Origin of the sequence: Streptomyces sp. GESEQ-4 (assembly GCF_017948455.1) — a bacterium.
Classification (GTDB): Bacteria; Actinomycetota; Actinomycetes; order Streptomycetales; family Streptomycetaceae; genus Streptomyces.
In genome coordinates this window covers 75,824-92,724 of the sequence record NZ_JAFFSU010000026.1, presented here as the reverse complement: position 1 = coordinate 92,724, position 16,901 = coordinate 75,824, and the positions used below count along the sequence as shown (strand labels likewise).

Sequence of the window (16,901 nt, the reverse complement as noted above, 5' to 3'; positions counted from 1 at the left end):
TACGTGACCTCACTGCTGTGACAGTTGAGAGCAGCTTAGGCCAAGGCCTGTCGGTGTGTCCGGCGAATGAGAAGGTAGGCGGTCGGCGTTGCCATGCCGTGATCCGGACGGGCTCGGGACACCTGTGTCCTCCTGTATGTGACGGGTTCGAACCTCCCTGGACCCACCGGTCCCTCGGATCGGACTCAAGTACGGATTAGGCTGCCCTCATGCGAAAGAAGCGCTCGGGTGGTGGGCTGTCGCCCACGCAGGAGGCCGCGAAGTTCCTCGGTGTCAGTGTGCTCGCGGGAGCCGTGCTGGCCGGCATCGCGCTGCCGGCGTTCGGCGCGCTGGGACTGGCCGCGAAGGAATCGGTCGAGGGGTTCGACAAGATCCCGGCCAACCTCAAGCAGCCACCGCTGAGCCAGCGCACCACCATCCTCGACGCCAACGGCGACCAGATGGCCACGGTCTACTCCCGTGACCGCACGGTGGTCGACCTCAAGGGCATCTCGCCGTACATGCAGAAGGCGATCGTCGCGATCGAGGACTCGCGCTTCTACAAGCACGGCGCGGTCGACCTCAAGGGCGTCCTGCGCGCGCTGAACCGGAACGCACAGAGCGGCGGCGTCGCCGAGGGCGCGTCCACGCTCACCCAGCAGTATGTGAAGAACGTCTTCGTGGAGGAGGCCGGCGACGACCCGACGAAGGTCGCCCAGGCCACCCAGCAGACCCTCGGCCGCAAGATCAAGGAGCTGCAGTACGCGATCCAGGTCGAGGAGGAGCTAGGCAAGAAGAAGATCCTCGAGAACTACCTGAACATCACGTTCTTCGGCCAGCAGGCGTACGGCGTCGAGGCGGCCGCCCGGCGGTACTTCTCCAAGTCCGCCAAGGACCTCAACCTCCAGGAGTCGGCCCTCCTCGCCGGCATCGTCCAGTCCCCCAGCCGGTACGACCCGGTCAACGACGAGGCCGAGGCCACCAAGCGGCGCAACACGGTGCTGCAGCGCATGGCCGACGTCGGCGACGTCTCCCAGGCGGAGGCCGACAAGGCCAAGGAGGCACCGCTGGGGCTGAAGGTCAGCAAGCCGAAGAACGGGTGCATCACGGCGGTCAAGGGCGCCGGCTTCTTCTGCGACTACGTGCGCGAGGTGTTCCTGAGCGAGAAGACCTTCGGCAAGACCAAGGAGGCCCGGGCGAAGGTCTGGAACCAGGGCGGTCTGACGATCCGCACGACGCTCGACCCGCAGGCCCAGGAGTCGACCCAGCAGTCGATCAAGGATCACGTGTACAAGACCGACGAAGTGGCGACCGCCGCCACCATCGTCGAGCCGGGCACCGGCAAGATCCTGGCGATGGGCCAGTCGCGTCCGTACGGCTTCGGCAAGAACGAGACGCAGATCAACCTCTCCGTGAACCGGGGGATGGGCGGCGGCGCGGGCTATCAGCCCGGTTCGACGTTCAAGCCGATCGTGGCGGCGGCCGCGCTGGAGGGCGGTATGCCGGCGAACAAGACGTATGCGTCGCCGTACGAGATGAGCTACCCGAGCCCGATCCAGCAGTGCGACGGCAAGGTCTACCGCAACGACGGGCCCGACCCGGTCAAGCTCACCAACGAGAACGAGACCGAGGTGGGCCCGTACTCCATGGAGGAGGCGACGGCGAAGTCCGTCAACACCTACTACGTGGAGATGATCGCCGACATCGGCACCTGCCCGGTGGTCGAGATGGCCAAGAAGATGGGCGTCCAGCGGGCGGACGGCTCGAAGATGGACCAGGGTCCGGCGATCGCGCTGGGCACCCAGGAGATGTCCCCGCTGACCATGGCCGCCGGTTACGCGACCTTCGCCTCGCGCGGGATGTACTGCACGCCGGTCGCCATCGAGTCCATCAGCCAGCGGATCGGCGGAAAGACCAAGTCGCTCGACGTCCCGAAGTCGACCTGCTCGCGCGCCATGTCCGAGAACACGGCCGACACCATCAACACGCTGCTGAAAGGCGTGGTCGAGGACGGTACGGGTACCCAGGCCGGACTCGGCAGCCGCCCGAGCGCCGGCAAGACCGGTACGACGGACGAGCGTTACGCCGCCTGGTTCGTGGGCTACACGCCCAACATGGCCGGTGCCGTCTGGGTCGGCGACCCCGCGCACGACCGGCGGATGACCGACATCAGCATCGGCGGCGTCAAGCACGACAAGGTGTTCGGTGGTCAGGTACCCGGCCCCATCTGGCGCGACATGATGACCGGCGCGCTGGCGGACAAGGAAGCGCCCCCGTTCAACCTCGTCGACATCCCTGAGGCCGACACGGGCCGCGGGGACGGCGACGGCGACGGAAACGGCGATGGGAACGGCAACGAAGACGGTGACAACGGCGACGAGAACGGCGGCCTCATCGGCGGTCTGATCGGTGGCGGCAACGGCGGCGGCGACGGCGGCGGCAACGCCGAACCGACGCCCTCCTTCTCCATCCCGGAGAACTTCTTCGAGGGGCAGGACGGCGGGAACAACGGGAACGGCAACGGGGGGAACTGGCCCTGACGGGTCGGTGGTTCCGGAAGTTCCCTTACGACAGTGGGGGCGCCCCTTTTCGAAGGGGCGCCCCCACTGTCGTAAGGCCGCCGGGACGGCTGTCGACCTGTCGCCGCAGGAGCGGCCGCTGTCAGCCCGCGAGCAGCTTCTTGACCGCGGCGGCGACCCGGCCGCCCTCCGCCTGCCCAGCGACCTTCGGGTTCACGATCTTCATCACGGCGCCCATGGCACGCGGCCCCTCGGCGCCCGCCGCCCTGGCCTCCTCGACGGCCTGCGCGACGATCTGCTCCAGCTCCGCGTCGCCGAGCTGCTTGGGCAGGTACGCAGCGAGCACCTCGCCCTCCGCCTTCTCCCGCTCGGCCTGCTCGGGGCGACCGCCCTGTGCGAAGGCGTCGGCGGCCTCGCGCCGCTTCTTCGCCTCGCGGGTGATCACCTTCTGCACCTCGTCGTCGGAGAGCTCGCGCTTCTCCTTGCCCGCGACCTCCTCCTTGGTGATCGCGGAGAGCGTCAGCCGGAGCGTCGAGGAGCGGAGCTCGTCGCGCGCCTTGATCGCGGTGTTGAGGTCGTCCTGGAGCTTCGACTTGAGGTTGGTCATGCGTTTGATTGTCGCAGGTACGGGACGACCGACGCCCGTCGATTTAGCGGGAGGGCGGGCGCGGGCGGCCGAGGGCCCGGCGCAGGGAACCGCCGTGGTCTGACACGATGGTTGTATGCGCGCGCGATACGGAGTCCCCTTGGGAATCGCGGCGGCTGGTGCCGCCGGTCTGGTCTATGCGGCGGGTGTCGAGACCCGCTCCTTCCGCCTGAGGCGGGTGACCGTCCCGGTCCTGCCTGCCGGGATGCGGCCGCTGCGCATGCTCCAGGTCTCCGACATCCACATGGTGAGGGGCCAGCGCAAGAAGCAGCGCTGGCTGCGCTCGCTGGCCGGTCTGCGCCCCGACTTCGTCCTCAACACGGGTGACAACCTGTCCGACCCGGAGGGCGTCCCCGAGGTGCTGGACGCGCTGGGCCCGCTGATGGAGTTCCCGGGTGCGTACGTCTTCGGCTCCAACGACTACTACGGCCCCACACTCCGCAACCCCGGCCGGTACTTGACCGAGAAGCTCCGGGGCAAGCACGGCCTCAACGGCAACCCGCCGGTCGTGGGCGCCGTCCACAACCCGTGGGAGGACATCCGGGACGGCTTCGACGCGGCCGGCTGGCTGAACCTGACGAACACGCGCGGCACGCTGAAGATCGAGGGCGCGGCGGTCGAGCTGACGGGACTGGACGACCCGCACATCAAGCGGGACCGGTACGAGCGGGTGGCCGGCGGCCCTTCCGGCGACGCCGACTTCTCGATGGGCGTGGTACACGCACCGTATCTGCGCACGCTGGACGCGTTCGCGGCGGACGGCTACCCCCTGATCCTCGCGGGCCACACACACGGCGGCCAGCTGTGCATCCCCTTCTACGGCGCCCTGGTCACCAACTGCGACCTGGACACGGAGCGCGTGAAGGGGCTGTCCACGCATCAGGCGGAGGGCCGTACCGCGTATCTGCATGTGTCGGCGGGGTGCGGGACGAGCAGGTACGCGCCGGTACGGTTCGCGTGCCCGCCGGAGGCGACGTTGTTGACGCTGGTGGGGCGGGAGTAGGGCGGGGCAGGAGGCGGGAGCAGGACGGGATCAGGACCGGGAGCAGGAGGCAGGAGTAGGACGGGAGCAGCAGCGGTGACGGCGGCGATGGCCGGGTAACCCACACAGCCCACCCGCATCGCCCGTTTTGTCCACGCTCCTTAGCGTGAGGGCATGACCGCCCCGATACCCAGGGACATCCCGGACCTGCCCGCGATTCCCGGAGCACCCGCGCTGCTGCCCTCGCACGTCCCCGCGACAGCGGTGGTGCCTCCCGTACGGCGCCCGGTGGCCGCCGTGTTCCGGCTGCTGGTCGCCCTGACTGCGGCCGGAGCCGTGGCTGTCGACCTGTCCCTGGGCAGCCCGGTCCGGGTCCTGAGCTACTTCACGATCCAGAGCAACATCCTGCTGGCCCTGGTCCTCACCCTCGCGGCCCGCCGCTCCTGGACCGCCCGCCGCCCGCTGCCGTCGGCCCTGACCGGCGCGACACTCCTCTACGTCGCGGTCACCGGCCTCGTCCACCACCTGCTGCTGGTGAACGCCGCGAGCCCGTTCTCGATGACCGACGAGATGGCAACGCCGACGGGCATACAGGCGATCACCAACCAGGTCCTGCACACGGTGACGCCGATCGCGGCGGTCCTGGACTGGCTGCTGCTGACGGCACCCGGCCACCTGCACCTGCGCCAGGCGGCGACGTGGCTCCTCTACCCCCTCGCCTACCTGGCGTTCTCCCTCACCCGGGGCGAGCTGATCCTGCCCGGCATGCCGGCCCGCTACCTCTACCCCTTCCTCGACGTCGACCACCACGGCTACAAGAGCGTCCTCGGCAACGCCCTCCTCCTCGGCCTCGCCATCTACGCCCTGGCCGTCCTCCTGACAGCCCTCGACCACATCCGCCCGAACCCCCTCCGCCATCGCCCCCGTCACCGCACGAAAACCGGATTTCGTCTCCAGCCACCAGTGGGCTAAAGTAAACGACGTCGCCGCCACGAGCAGCGACGATCGGGGTGTAGCGCAGCTTGGCAGCGCGCTTCGTTCGGGACGAAGAGGTCGTGGGTTCAAATCCCGCCACCCCGACAGCTGAAACACCGGGTCAGAGGCACATACCAACTTTGGTAGGTGCCTCTGATTCGTTGTGTGGGGCCTCCCTGGGAGAAGATCTTGGAATTTCGTCTCCCAGACGGCACCTACCGACGCGCTCTCAGACGCTCCCGCAAGAGCTCGTTGAGCACGGCGACCGGCGACGTGTGGCACATCGCGAGCCAGAAGTCGAGGGAGGCCTCCCACTCCGCAGTGAGGTTCGCCAACAGCTCCTGACGCATCTCTCGGGTGATGTGCGTGTAGCGCGCCTGCACCGAGCCGTCAATGTGCCCCATGCGCTCATCCATGAGCTTGGGTGGAGTGCGGAACCCCTCCATGCGCGTCTTGTGGGTGTGGCGCAACCCGTGGGGCGTGAGCCCCTTCGCGATCGGCACCCAGCAGTTATCCGCCCTCGCCTGTGCACCCCTCCTCCGCGCCGGCACACCGGGCCAGGGCTCGGCGAGCACGGGCACCGGACGCGCTTCCTGCGGCGCCTTCTTCGGGTACCAGCCAGAAACAGCCGGTGTGAAGAGGCACGTGGCGAACCCGTTCCGCCGCCAGTGCTCGGCTTGGTCGACAGCACCTCCGCCGCGGGTGAAGCCGAGAGCGTCGATGGCTTCCCGTACGCGGGCCCTGGTTGCTTCGGCTACGGCATCCGGTCGATTGAGGACGTTGGACACGCCATCATGACCGCGCTCACCGACACACCCTGAAGCCAGCCGGGGGCGAGCACGTACATGGCGAGCGCGGCACCGAGGCCGACGAACATCGCGAGCACGGCGACGAGGGTGCGCAGCCGGACCCGTCCGTCGCGCTGCCGCGACAGCTTCAGGTACTCGACTGCGTCCTCGCGGCGGACCGCGGCGAGGCGGACCGGCTCGCCGCGGTCGGCCACCCACCGCATGACTCGGCCGACGAACCGGGCGGCGCCGGTCGGGGCTTGCAGGGTGAGGCGTCCGGCGTAGACCGGAGCACGCAGCGCGTGATAGCCGACCGCATGCGCGTAGTGGCGGGCCACCCACGCCGCGGCGGTCCGCAGCTCCGCCACGGACTTCAACCAGACCTGAACGACCGCACGGCGGCGGGCACCGCGCAGCCGACCCAGGTAGCCCGGACCGAGCGCGGTCGGGGTCAGCTGGTCGACCATCACGCGTACGGTCGGGTCGCCCGACTGGTCGCGGAACGCTTCGAGGTCGCGCGAGCCCTGCGAGTCGGTCACATAGATCGTGCCGTCGGCCGACTGGACCGGGTCGGAGTCAGCCGACTCAGCACGGGCCGACCGTGCCTTGTCGATGTCGACCACCTCGCCAGCGGAGTCGGCGGACATCTCCGCTTCGAGTCGGTTGAACAGCTCGTTGCTGTCGTCGGGGTGCTTCACTTGAGAAGTTCCTTCCAATGGGAGGCAGGGCGGGGTCCGGCCGTCGCTGTAGGAGGTGGGCGGACGGACCCCGCACGGCGGTGCTACGGGGGGTGGCATGGGGGAATCTGAGTTTCGGACGCGGCCGTGCAATTGGTGCGGCAAGCCGGTGCAGCAGCCGGAGAGCCGCTGGCGAAGGCGGCGTTTTTGCAGCAAAGCACACCGCCGCAGGAACCGAATCGTGGAGGCTGTCTCGGAATTCCTGGACATCTGGTAGCGGTCAGGCGGCGCGCTGTTCTTCGGTGATGAGGCACAGCCCGCACATGCCGCGCGAGCGCGGGAGGCAGTCGCCATGCGCACAGCAGCGCATGTCGACCACGGCTGCCCCAGCCGCTACCACAGTCGTGACCTGCTCGAATCCGCATCGGGCAGGCGGCTAACCGAGCCCAAAACAGGGGGCCAAACGAACCAGCCGCGCACAGACAGTCTTGGACGGTAATGGACTACATCGGAGTCGAACCAGCAGATCAGCGACCTCGGGTACAGGCCCCAAGGGGTCTGATCGCGTTCGGGACGAAGAGGTTGTGCAGCGCTGACGCATTCCTGGTGGGCTCTCGGCTACAGACTCGAGGCGACAGCGAGCCGAAACGACGCAGGCGACCATCCGCGGCGGCTCCATGCGAGCACAGAAGTGCTGCCTGATAGGTGGAAAGACGGCAGCTGGCGTGCGCTCGCGGCTGGAGCTGGATATGGAACTCTCTGTGCGCGGAGGGAGTGATCATGAGATGGAGCGTGCCGCAGCGGCGGGAGCCCAAATTCTGGTTGGAATTGGCGGTGGCGCTCGCCGCCGTCTCGGGCCTCGCCATCTCGATCGTGAGTTGCAACAAGGCGGTCAGCGCTGAGGACGAGTCCTACCGTCTCGCCACGGTGGACAAGATCTCCTGGTTCCCGTACAAGATCAAGAAAGGGAAGCCGGAGCTGAGGGTCGAGAACCATAGTCTATTTTCCGGCTACAAGACGATATTGCACGGCAAGGGTACTCACTACGTGATCCACACCTTGATGCCCTGCTCGCGGGTAAGGGTTCAGCTGCCCGACACCACGCATGACCTCTACGTGCACCCAGAGAACTACACCCTCACCCTCCGCGTCTCGGGAGACTGGTGGGAGACTGACCGGGACCGGGTGGCAAAGAGGCATCCAAATCCGAACGCCGCGGATGAGGCCTTCCATAACCCCCCTGGCACCAACATCCTGAACACCCAGCAGGGCGGCAAGATGGAAGTCTTTTACGATGACCTGACGGGCTGTGGCTAGCCCATTCACTACCTGAGCCCGCCAAGATCACGAGCGGCTGGGAGAAACCTGGGAGAAGATCTTCTCCCGACGCCCTCCCCGTGCCACGTCAGGCCAACTCAGGCCAAGGCTCTGACCTGCTCATGTCCGTCGCGCATCAGTTACAGATCATGCCCTGACCTTATTCGGGACGAAGAGGTCGTGGGTTCAAATCCCGCCACCCCGACAGCTGAAACACTAGGTCAGGGCCACATCCTCACGTGAGGACGTGGCCCTGATTCGTTGTGCGGGGCTCTCCTGGAGAAATCTCTACCCGGACCTCCTCGCCTGGGACCTGGCCCAACTCCCGGCCGACAAGGGCCCACTACCCGTGATCCTGCTGGGCACCTTCGATGACACTGTGCTTCCACCACGCCGTCCTCGACGCCCAGTACGACCTCGTCACCGCGATCACCCGCCTGCGCGAACTCACGCAGAGCGGTGAGTACGCCTACTACGTCGACGTCGCACACTTCATGGCCGGTCTTCCGCTTCCCGAGTGCACCGAGCGAGCACGGTGGATCGACGGAGCACCACAGACCCGCGAACCGTGGCGCCCCCTGTTTACGACACGTCGCCATCACCTCGCCACGACTCGTTGGGCTTCCGCGCATGCGCAGATCGCTGGTCAACGAGGCGCGGCTACGATCGCCGGTCATGGACTGGCTGGAGCGCACCGCGAAACTGAGGCAGTGGAGCAGAAGCGGGAGCCGCGCTCCGCACAAGCCGTTGTTGTTGCTGTACGCCCTCGGTCGGTTCCAGCAGGATGCCTCCGGCGAACTGCGGTACAGCGCGGTGGAGGAGGATCTGCAGCGGCTGCTGACCGAGTACGGTCCGCCGAACAGGACGACTCCGGCCTACCCGTTCCACCACCTGGTGAGCGACGGCGTGTGGGAGGTGCGTACCGATCGCGGACCGGGCAGCCCCGGCAGTGGAGTGCGGGAGTTGCGGGCCGCGGGGGCCGCAGGGCGGCTGGCGCCGGAACTGCGGGCGGCGCTGCGGCGCGAGCCGGAGCTACTCGGCCGGATGGCACGGGTCCTGCTCGACCTGCACTTCCCGCCTTCGCTCCACGGCGACCTGTGCGAATCTGTCGGCCTGGAGCTGGAGCCGGCGGAGACCGGAGAGCTCTCGGCCGCCGTGCGGAGGCGGCGTGATCCGCGTATGCGCGAGCGGGTCCTGACGGCGTACGAGTACCGGTGCGCCTTCTGCGGCTACGACGGCAGGATCGGCGCGGTGCCGGTCGGACTGGAGGCGGCGCATGTGCGCTGGTGGGCGTTCGACGGACCGGACGACGTCGACAACGGACTGTGCCTGTGCTCGCTGCACCACAAGCTCTTCGACAAGGGCGTCCTCGGTGTCGGCGAGGGCCATCGAATCCTGGTCTCCCAGCGCTTCGTCGGCCACAGCGCCTCCTCTCGCGAGCACGTCATAGCGCTGGCCGGCCGCCCGCTCATCGGGCCTCAACCGGGCGCCCACCCCGTTGCCGCGAACCACCGCTCCTGGCACACCAGCCAGGTCTTCCACGGCAGCCCACGCCCTGCCACGGCCGCCTGACCGTCGAATCGTTGACCGGACCCCACTGGTAAGGCGCGTGACACCAAGAGCATGGCCTCTTGTATGGCGACGAAGAAGGTAACCGTGACGATTCCCGCGGATCTCCTGGACGAGATCCGCGCGGACGCGACAGAGCGGGGCCTGTCGGCGTACCTCACCGAGGCGCTGCGGTTCAAGCGAGACCGGGACCAGCTCCTGGAACTGGTCGACTGGCTGCAGGAAGAACATGGCCCCGTGACTGAGGACGAGCGTCGGTGAGCACGGGCAGAGGCCGCTCCGTGTCTTCGTCCTGGACTGTGAAGCTCTCTCCCTGGCCGTGCGCGGTGATCGGAGGATGATCGCCTGGCTCGACCTCGCGGCGGGCGGGGAGGCCGAAGTGGTGACGTCGCCGATGACTCTGGTCGAGGCGTACGACGGCAGAACGACCGGACAGCGCTGGGACTGGGTACTGTCCCGGCTCCAGGTCGCCGACATCGGGAAGGACGAGGCCCGCCAGGCACGCCGGCTCCTGGCCGACGCCGAGTTGCACGGCCACAAGTACGCGATCGACGCCGTGCTGGCCGTGATCGCGCGACAGCAGAAGGGACAGGTCACCGTCTTCACCTCGGACGTCGACGACCTGGAGAGGCTGGCCCCGGACACGATCGTCGTCAAGAAGGTGTGACCACGGGTCCTCGCCAGGACAGACGCGTCGACCGCCCTACCTGACCGGGCTCTCATCACTCTGGGGCTTTTGGAGCGCCCGCACGTCACCCGGTGGGTTCGATGCGGAGGACAGCCGTGGAGTCGAGGGTCTTTACGACCTTCAGGCTCATGACGTCGTTGAGGGTCGCGGCGGGGCCCTCGGTGCAGGTGAGGCCGACGCCGCCGGTGCCGTTCGATGACACGCTGCCGCCACCGGAGCAGCCTGAGACGCTGTAGCCCGATCCTGTCAGCGGGGCGACGAGCTCGACCTCGTTGCCGTTGATCGCCTTCACCTCGATGGGCCCGAGGCCGTACGTCTCCGGCACGGTGATGACGTCCCCCACGGCGACCTTGATCTCGCACGTCCCGTCGGCGCAGGGCCCGGTCGGCGAGGGTGACGGCGGGGGCGTGGGTGTCTTTGTGGGGTCGGACGCCGGTGTCCCGGAGCGGGATCCGCTGGGCCGGCTCTCGGCGGGGGACCCGTCCGAAGAATCCGAGGAATCCGAAGAATCCGAAGAACACGACGTGAGAGCGGCGAACATGGCAGCCGCAACGACGGCGACAGCGGCGGTGGATGGCGTTCTACGCATCATGGTCGCCATTGAAGCGCGCCACGAACGGGACCCCTCCCGCCCCGCCGCGCCCTGCCCGGCGCCTAGTCGCAGAGCCGGCGGCGTCCCGTCACGCGACCGCGGTCCCCTCCAGCTCGACCAGCTGGCCGGGGATCGCCAGCCGCGTCACCCCGAGCATCGTGGTGGTCGGTGCCACCCCGGCGGCGCCCAGCCTCGCCGCCAGCACGCCGTAGTGCTGGAAGAGGAGATCGACGTCGGTGGTGTAGACGTTGAGCCGGATGAGGTGGGCCAGGGACATGCCGGCCTCGGCGAGAACGGCCTCCAGGTTGTCGAGGGTCAGCGCCAACTGGGCTGCCATGTCGCCGTCATGCTGGGGCTTGCCGTCGGCGTTCATCGCGGTCTGCCCCGAGATGTAGAGGGTCCGGGTGTGTCCGGAGACGACCTCGCCCTGGTTGAAGCCCAACTCCGCCGACCACGTCACCGGGTTGACCGCCGTTCGTTCCATTGCCACGTCAGCTCCATTCAATTCAGGGGGCCGGCTTTGACGTCCCGCGACGAGCCTCGCAGCAATACATGACACCCTCAGTCATGTATCTCCGTAGAGTTCTCTTATGCGCGCCGATCGCTTGGTCTCGCTCGTGCTGCTGTTGCGTCAGCGCGGTCGGCTGACCGCGGACACGCTGGCCCGGGAGCTGGAGGTGTCCACCCGTACCGTGCTGCGTGACATCGAGGCGCTGTCCGCGGCCGGGGTCCCGGTCTACGCCGAACGCGGGCGGCACGGTGGTTTCGTGTTGTCGCCCGGTTTCCGGACCGAGCTCACGGGTCTGAACCACGACGAGGCCCTTGCTCTGCTGGCTGCCGGATCGGGGCGCGGCGAGCAGGTGTTCGGGCTCGGCTCGGCGCTGGCTTCGGCGATGCGGAAGGTGGTCGACGCGCTGCCCGAAGGGCACCGGGTCACGGCGAGCGACGCGGCGCAGCGCATTCTCGTCGAGCCGGAGACCGACCTGCTCTCGCGTCGGCCGGTCACCGAGGAGGTGGCCGGCGCCGTCATGGTCGAGGTCCGGCGCGCGGTGCTCGCCGGACACAAGCTGCGTATCCACTACGCGGCCACGGGCCAGGCACCGCGGTGGCGCACGGTGGACCCGATCGGCCTGGTCACCGTGCGCGACCGGGGCTACTTGCTGGCCAGGCGATCCGGCGCGGACCGCACTTACCGGCTGTCGCGGGTGCTGGCGGCCGAGGAGCTGCCGGAAGCGGCGGAGCGACCGAACCGGGTCGATCTGGACCGGATCTGGCGGGAACGCTCCGCGCGGTTTCTCTCCGACGGCGACCACATCACCGTGCTGCTACAGGTGAACCCGGCGCGGCGGGAGGAACTGCTGGACACCGTGCTGGCCGTCCGTGCGGAAGAACCCGACGCGGACGGCCGGTTGCGGCTGGAAGTGACCTTCCAGGATTCACGCCACGCCGAATGGGCGCTGTGGCAGCTCGGCACGGACGCGGAAGCCCTGTCCCCGCAGTCGTTGCGCACGTCCCTGCGCGACCGCGCCGCCACGCTGGCCGCCCGCTACGGAGACTCCCGTTGAGTCGCCCGCCGCCCAGAGGCTGGTTCGCGTCCGAACGATCGACTTCGCGCGCCCTCGCCTTCGCAGCGTCGTGCGGAACCGGTCCCTCCCCACGTGGGGACCGGTTCCGTACGACGCGCGTAGCCTCGGTTCGCGCTGATACGGCGCGGACCGTGGCGGGGCGCGATCCGTGGTCGGCGTCGAGCGGTCCGGATGGGACCGTCTCCACGGATCTCTCAGGCCCTCTGGACGGGTGCGTCACCACCGTCCGGCAGCTGAGGTGACTGAGGCGGAAGCTGGCCGAGAACGAACGGCGTCATAGGCTGCGTCTCCGAGCACTGGGCTGGTGGCCTGTCATAACGGCGTGCAGTCGGTTCGCTACTGCATCGTGATCCTGCCATCTGAGGGCCACAACGAGGAGGTTCCGGTATCCGGTCCAGCCCTTCCTCGCAGGTCAGCCGTATAAGGTGAGTTTTCCGGTCCGGATGCCAGCTGCGAGGGAAGTAAAGGGGTGGAGGCCTTGAGTTCCGACTCAGGGGCGCGCACAGCCTTCGCGGAGCGCCTCGCGCTGCTGTACCGGGAGGCCGGCAACCCTCCCCTCAAGCGCGTGGCCGAGGCGGTCGTACAGCTGCAGCGGGTCGACGAGCGGGGGCGGCCCGTACGAGTGTCCGCGCAGCGGATCAGCGACTGGCGGCGGGCGAAGAACGTACCGGCACAGTTCACCGCCCTCGCGGCGGTGCTGCACATCCTGATCCCGCAGGCGCGGCGCGCGCGGCCCACGCCGGTGTCGGCCGGCCTGTACGACCTGGCTCAGTGGCAGCGCATCTGGGAGCAGGCAGTGGCCGATCCCATCGGGGAGCGTGCCGCCGTCTCCGGGGAAGGAGAAGGGGAAGAGGGGGCGCGGTCCGCGGGCGACGCTCCGGCCGTACCCGGTGGTGTGTGTCCGTACCGGGGGCTCGCCTCCTATCGGCAGCAGGACGCGCGGTGGTTCTTCGGCCGGGAGCGGAGCACCGACGCCCTCATGACGCAGCTCCGCGCGGCGGAGAAGACCGGCGGCCTGGTCATGCTCGTGGGCGCCTCGGGTGCGGGCAAGTCCTCCCTGCTCAACGCCGGTCTGGTGCCCGCCCTTGAGCAGGACGCGCGGGAGGTGGTGCAGCTCGTGCCGGGCGCCCGTCCGCTCGCCGAGCTGACCGAACGGATCCCCGAGCTCGCGCCCCTGGTCGACACCTCGGATGTGGACACGAGCGCGGCGCGGGAAGCCGTCGCCACCTGGGCGCGGCCCTCCTCCCCCGCCCGCCCCGTCCTCATCGTCGACCAGTTCGAAGAGGCCTTCACCCTCTGCACCGACGAGGCGGACCGGCGTACGTTCATCCAGCTCCTGCACGCCGCGTGCGCCCCCGCATCCGACGGCCCCGCCCCCGTCCTCGTGGTCCTTGGCATACGCGCCGACTTCTACGAGCAGTGCCTCGCCCATCCCGAGCTGGCCGACGCGCTGCAGCACCGGCACATGGTGCTCGGGCCGCTGACCACGGCCGAGTTGCGCGAGGCGGTGACCGGTCCCGCCAAAGCCGTGGGCCTCGAACTGGAGCCGGGTCTCGCGGAACTGATCGTCCGTGAGGTGAGCGCCGACAGCCCGCGCGGGGCGCACGACGCCGGTGTGCTGCCGCTGCTCTCCCACGCCCTGCTCGCCACCTGGCAGCGCCGCAAGGCGGGCCGGCTGACGCTGGCCGGTTTCCGGGCGGCGGGCGGCATCCAGGGCGCGGTGGCGGCGACCGCGGAGCGGGCCTGGTCCGGCCTCGACCCGGCGGCGCGTACGGCCGCGCGGCTGCTGCTGCTCAGGCTGGTCCGGCTGGGCGAGGACACCCAGGCCACGCGGCGGCGCGGGACCCGGCGGCAGCTCGCGGAGGAGTCCACCGACCCCGGCAAGACGGAGGAGTCGCTGGAGGCGCTGGTCAGGGCCCGGTTGGTGACGCTCGACGCGGAGAGCGTGGAGATCACCCATGAGGCGCTGCTGCACGCCTGGCCGCGGCTGCGCGACTGGATCGACGAGGGCCGCAGCGACCATCTGCTGCGCCAGCGGCTGGAGGAGGACAGCAGGTCCTGGGAGACCTCGAACCGCGATACGGCGCTGCTGTACCGGGGTTCCCGGCTGGAACAGGCCCACAACTGGGCCAAGTCCGCCGGGGACACCTTCCTGACCCGCAGCGCGGTGGAGTTCCTGGCCGCGTCGGTGCGCTTGCGCCGGCGCGTGGTCTGGATCAGCCGGAGCGCGGTCGCGGCGCTGATGGTCCTGGCGGTCGTGGCCGTCGGTGCGGCGGTGGTCGCGATGCAGCAGCGGGACGACGCGGTGTTCGCGCAGGTGCTCGCCGAGTCCGATCGCGTGCAGTCCACGGATCCGTCGCTGTCCGCGCAGCTCGGCCTGGTGGCGCATCGGCTGCGGCCGGACGACGCGGACGCCAACAACCGGCTGATCTCGATCGTCAACGCCCCGCTGGCCACACCCCTGCTCGGCCACACCGGCGCCGTCTACCTCACCACGTTCAGCCCGGACGGCCGGCTGCTGGCCACCGCCAGCTACGACCGGACCGTACGCCTGTGGGACGTATCGGACCCGACCCGGCCCAAGGCCGTCGGCAAACCCCTGACCGGGCACACCAGTTGGGTGAGCAGCGCGGTCTTCAGCCCCGACGGGAAGACCCTGGCCAGCGCGGGGGACGACGGCACGCTCCGGCTGTGGGACGTACGCGATCCGAGCCGTCCGCGGTCGCTCGGCCCGCCGCTGACCGGGCACGACGGCACGATCTACCTGGTCGCCTTCAGCCCGGACGGGCACACGCTGGCCACCGCCGACGAGAAACGGAACGTACGTCTCTGGGATGTGCGCGACGTGCGGCGGCCGAGGACGCTCGAGACGCTGACCGGCCACACCGCACCCGTGCGCTCGGTGGCGTTCAGCCCCGACGGGCAGACACTGGCGGCGGGCGGCGACGACAACACGGTCACGCTGTGGGACATGGACGATCCGCGCCGTCCGGATCGGATCGGTACGCCGCTGACCGGCCACACCGACACCGTGCACTCCGTGGCCTTCAGCCCCGACGGCCGCACGCTCGCCAGCGGCAGCTCGGACAACACCATCCGGCTGTGGGACGTCACCGACCGCGGCCGCCCGACCGCGCTCGGCGCGCCGCTGACCGGGCACACCGGCCCCATCTGGTCCGTGGCCTTCAGCCCGGACGGCAGCATGCTCGCCGCGGGCAGCGCGGACAGTACGGCGAGTCTGTGGAACGTCCGCAATCCGGCCTACCCCTCGCAGGTCGGCATGCCGCTCTCGGGCAGCAGCGGGGAGATGTACGCCATCGGCTTCAGCCCCGACGGCCGCACCCTCGCCACCGGCACCGGTGACGGCAAGGCCCGGCTCTGGTCGATCCCGAGGTCGGACATGATCGGCCGGATCGGGGCGTTCCGCCGGGACGGGAAGATCCTCGCCACGGGCAGCGGCGACAGCAAGATCCGGCTGTGGAACGTGGCCAGTCCCGGCCGGCCCGTGGCGCTGGGCAAGCCGTTCACGACCGGGGAACGGGACATCCGGCTGCTGGCGTTCTCGCCGGACGGCCGCACCCTCGCCATCCTCACCGGCATCCGCAACACGGTGCAGCTGTGGAACATCTCCGACCCCGCCCACCCCGTCGCGTACGGCAAACCGGTCCTGCTGGACACGCGGTATTCGGGCCCCGACTCCCTCGCCTTCAGCCCTGACGGCCGCACCCTCGCCAGCGCCTACGACGATCGCACCATCCAGCTGTGGAACGCCGCCGACCCGGCCCGCCTCGTCCCGCTCGGCAAGCCGCTCACCGGTCACAAGGGCTACGTCAACGCCCTCGCCTTCAGCCCCGACGGCCGCACCCTCGCCAGCGGCAGCGCCGACCTCACGATCCGGCTCTGGAACGTCGCCGACCTGCGCCACGCGACCCCGCTCGGCAAGCCCCTCACCGGGCACCTCGGCCCCATCAACGCCCTCGCCTACACCCCGGACGGCCGCACCCTGGCCAGCGGCAGCGACGACAACACGGTCCGCCTGTGGAACGTCACCGACCCCGCCGGAGCGACCCTCCTGGGCCGTCCCCTCACCGGCCACACCGAGGCGCTGGTGTCGCTCACCTTCAGCCACGACGGCCGCACCCTGGCCAGCGGCGGCAACGACAACACGGTCCGCCTGTGGGACGTCGCCGACCCCGCCGACGCCGGCCCCATCGGCCAGTCGATGAGCCCCAACGCCAAGACGGGCAACTTCCTGTCGTTCAGCCCCACGGGCCACATGCTCGGGGTGTCCAGCGGCTCCGACACCGTACGGCTGTGGAACCTCGACGTCGACCAGGCGATCAGCCGGATCTGCGCGGCCACGCACGGCGTACTGACGCGGGAGCAATGGCAGGAGTACCTGCCCCGTTTGTCGTACGAGCCGCCGTGCCGTCAGTGATCCCGATCACAACGCGATGATGTGGCTGAGCAGTCGCCTCCCACAGCACTCGCGGCCTTGTTAGCCTTGGCCATAGCCCGATCGCTGGTGCATCCCCCGTCGCCAGCGATCGGGTCTTTTGTCTTAGCCTTTCGTCTCAGGCTTT

General features: G+C 69.3%; 12 protein-coding genes, 1 tRNA gene and 2 pseudogenes. 10 read left to right on the top strand and 5 right to left on the bottom strand.

The annotated features are described in order from the left end of the window. The first annotated feature begins 209 nt into the window (after nucleotides 1-209). On the top strand, nucleotides 210-2,519 hold the full coding sequence (locus KCH48_RS34610; protein ID WP_210580707.1) for a transglycosylase domain-containing protein: 2,310 nt from the start codon (nucleotides 210-212) through the stop codon (nucleotides 2,517-2,519). Nucleotides 2,520-2,640: 121 nt separating this feature from the next. Here KCH48_RS34610 and KCH48_RS34605 read toward each other — a convergent pair whose 3' ends face one another. Continuing rightward, nucleotides 2,641-3,105 (bottom strand): GatB/YqeY domain-containing protein, encoded by a 465-nt coding sequence (locus KCH48_RS34605; RefSeq protein WP_210580705.1) that lies wholly within the window; start codon nucleotides 3,103-3,105, stop codon nucleotides 2,641-2,643. Between the two features lie 115 nt (nucleotides 3,106-3,220). Here KCH48_RS34605 and KCH48_RS34600 point away from each other — a divergent pair, with 115 nt between their 5' ends. The 3 genes from KCH48_RS34600 (at nucleotide 3,221) to KCH48_RS34590 (ending at nucleotide 5,206) form a co-directional block, all read left to right on the top strand. Further along, a complete protein-coding gene (locus tag KCH48_RS34600) occupies nucleotides 3,221-4,147 on the top strand; it encodes a metallophosphoesterase (protein WP_210580703.1) in 927 nt (308 codons plus the stop codon). 153 nt (nucleotides 4,148-4,300) lie between these two features. Next, on the top strand, nucleotides 4,301-5,098 hold the full coding sequence (locus KCH48_RS34595; RefSeq protein WP_210580701.1) for a Pr6Pr family membrane protein: 798 nt from the start codon (nucleotides 4,301-4,303) through the stop codon (nucleotides 5,096-5,098). Between the two features lie 34 nt (nucleotides 5,099-5,132). Beyond that, a tRNA-Pro gene (locus KCH48_RS34590) sits at nucleotides 5,133-5,206 on the top strand. A gap of 110 nt (nucleotides 5,207-5,316) precedes the next feature. Here the strand turns inward: KCH48_RS34590 and KCH48_RS34585 are convergent. Together KCH48_RS34585 and KCH48_RS34580 are read right to left on the bottom strand one after the other, a co-directional pair. Further along, nucleotides 5,317-5,889, bottom strand: a pseudogene (locus tag KCH48_RS34585) (LacI family transcriptional regulator); the annotation flags it as partial. Beyond that, complete coding sequence (locus KCH48_RS34580; protein WP_374104740.1) at nucleotides 5,856-6,587, bottom strand: hypothetical protein; 732 nt, start codon at nucleotides 6,585-6,587, stop codon at nucleotides 5,856-5,858. The pseudogene KCH48_RS34585 and the gene KCH48_RS34580, both read right to left, overlap by 34 nt. 759 nt (nucleotides 6,588-7,346) lie before the next feature. Here KCH48_RS34580 and KCH48_RS34575 point away from each other — a divergent pair. The 4 genes and pseudogenes from KCH48_RS34575 (at nucleotide 7,347) to KCH48_RS34560 (ending at nucleotide 10,119) form a co-directional block, all read left to right on the top strand. Further along, nucleotides 7,347-7,883: a hypothetical protein gene (locus KCH48_RS34575; protein ID WP_210580699.1), complete on the top strand. Its 537-nt coding sequence runs from the start codon at nucleotides 7,347-7,349 to the stop codon at nucleotides 7,881-7,883. A 675-nt stretch (nucleotides 7,884-8,558) separates the two neighbouring features. Continuing rightward, nucleotides 8,559-9,455, top strand: a complete 897-nt coding sequence (locus tag KCH48_RS34570; protein WP_210580778.1) for a phosphorothioated DNA-binding restriction endonuclease — start codon at nucleotides 8,559-8,561, stop codon at nucleotides 9,453-9,455. Between the two features lie 63 nt (nucleotides 9,456-9,518). Beyond that, a pseudogene (locus tag KCH48_RS34565) lies at nucleotides 9,519-9,707 on the top strand (CopG family transcriptional regulator); the annotation flags it as partial. Continuing rightward, entirely contained in the window at nucleotides 9,694-10,119 is a 426-nt protein-coding gene (locus tag KCH48_RS34560) for a PIN domain-containing protein (RefSeq protein ID WP_210580776.1), read from the top strand. The pseudogene KCH48_RS34565 and the gene KCH48_RS34560, both read left to right, overlap by 14 nt. Nucleotides 10,120-10,204: 85 nt before the next feature. On the opposite strand, the gene KCH48_RS34555 is transcribed toward KCH48_RS34560, so the two are convergent. Further along, complete coding sequence (locus KCH48_RS34555) at nucleotides 10,205-10,483, bottom strand: hypothetical protein (protein ID WP_210580697.1); 279 nt, start codon at nucleotides 10,481-10,483, stop codon at nucleotides 10,205-10,207. 337 nt (nucleotides 10,484-10,820) lie between these two features. Continuing rightward, entirely contained in the window at nucleotides 10,821-11,216 is a 396-nt protein-coding gene (locus KCH48_RS34550) for a RidA family protein (protein ID WP_210580773.1), read from the bottom strand. A 106-nt stretch (nucleotides 11,217-11,322) separates the two neighbouring features. Here KCH48_RS34550 and KCH48_RS34545 point away from each other — a divergent pair, with 106 nt between their 5' ends. Continuing rightward, nucleotides 11,323-12,297, top strand: a complete 975-nt coding sequence (locus KCH48_RS34545) for a YafY family protein (protein ID WP_210580695.1) — start codon at nucleotides 11,323-11,325, stop codon at nucleotides 12,295-12,297. A gap of 490 nt (nucleotides 12,298-12,787) precedes the next feature. Continuing rightward, a complete protein-coding gene (locus tag KCH48_RS34540) occupies nucleotides 12,788-16,756 on the top strand; it encodes a WD40 repeat domain-containing protein (protein ID WP_210580693.1) in 3,969 nt (1,322 codons plus the stop codon). The last annotated feature ends 145 nt before the right edge of the window (nucleotides 16,757-16,901 follow it).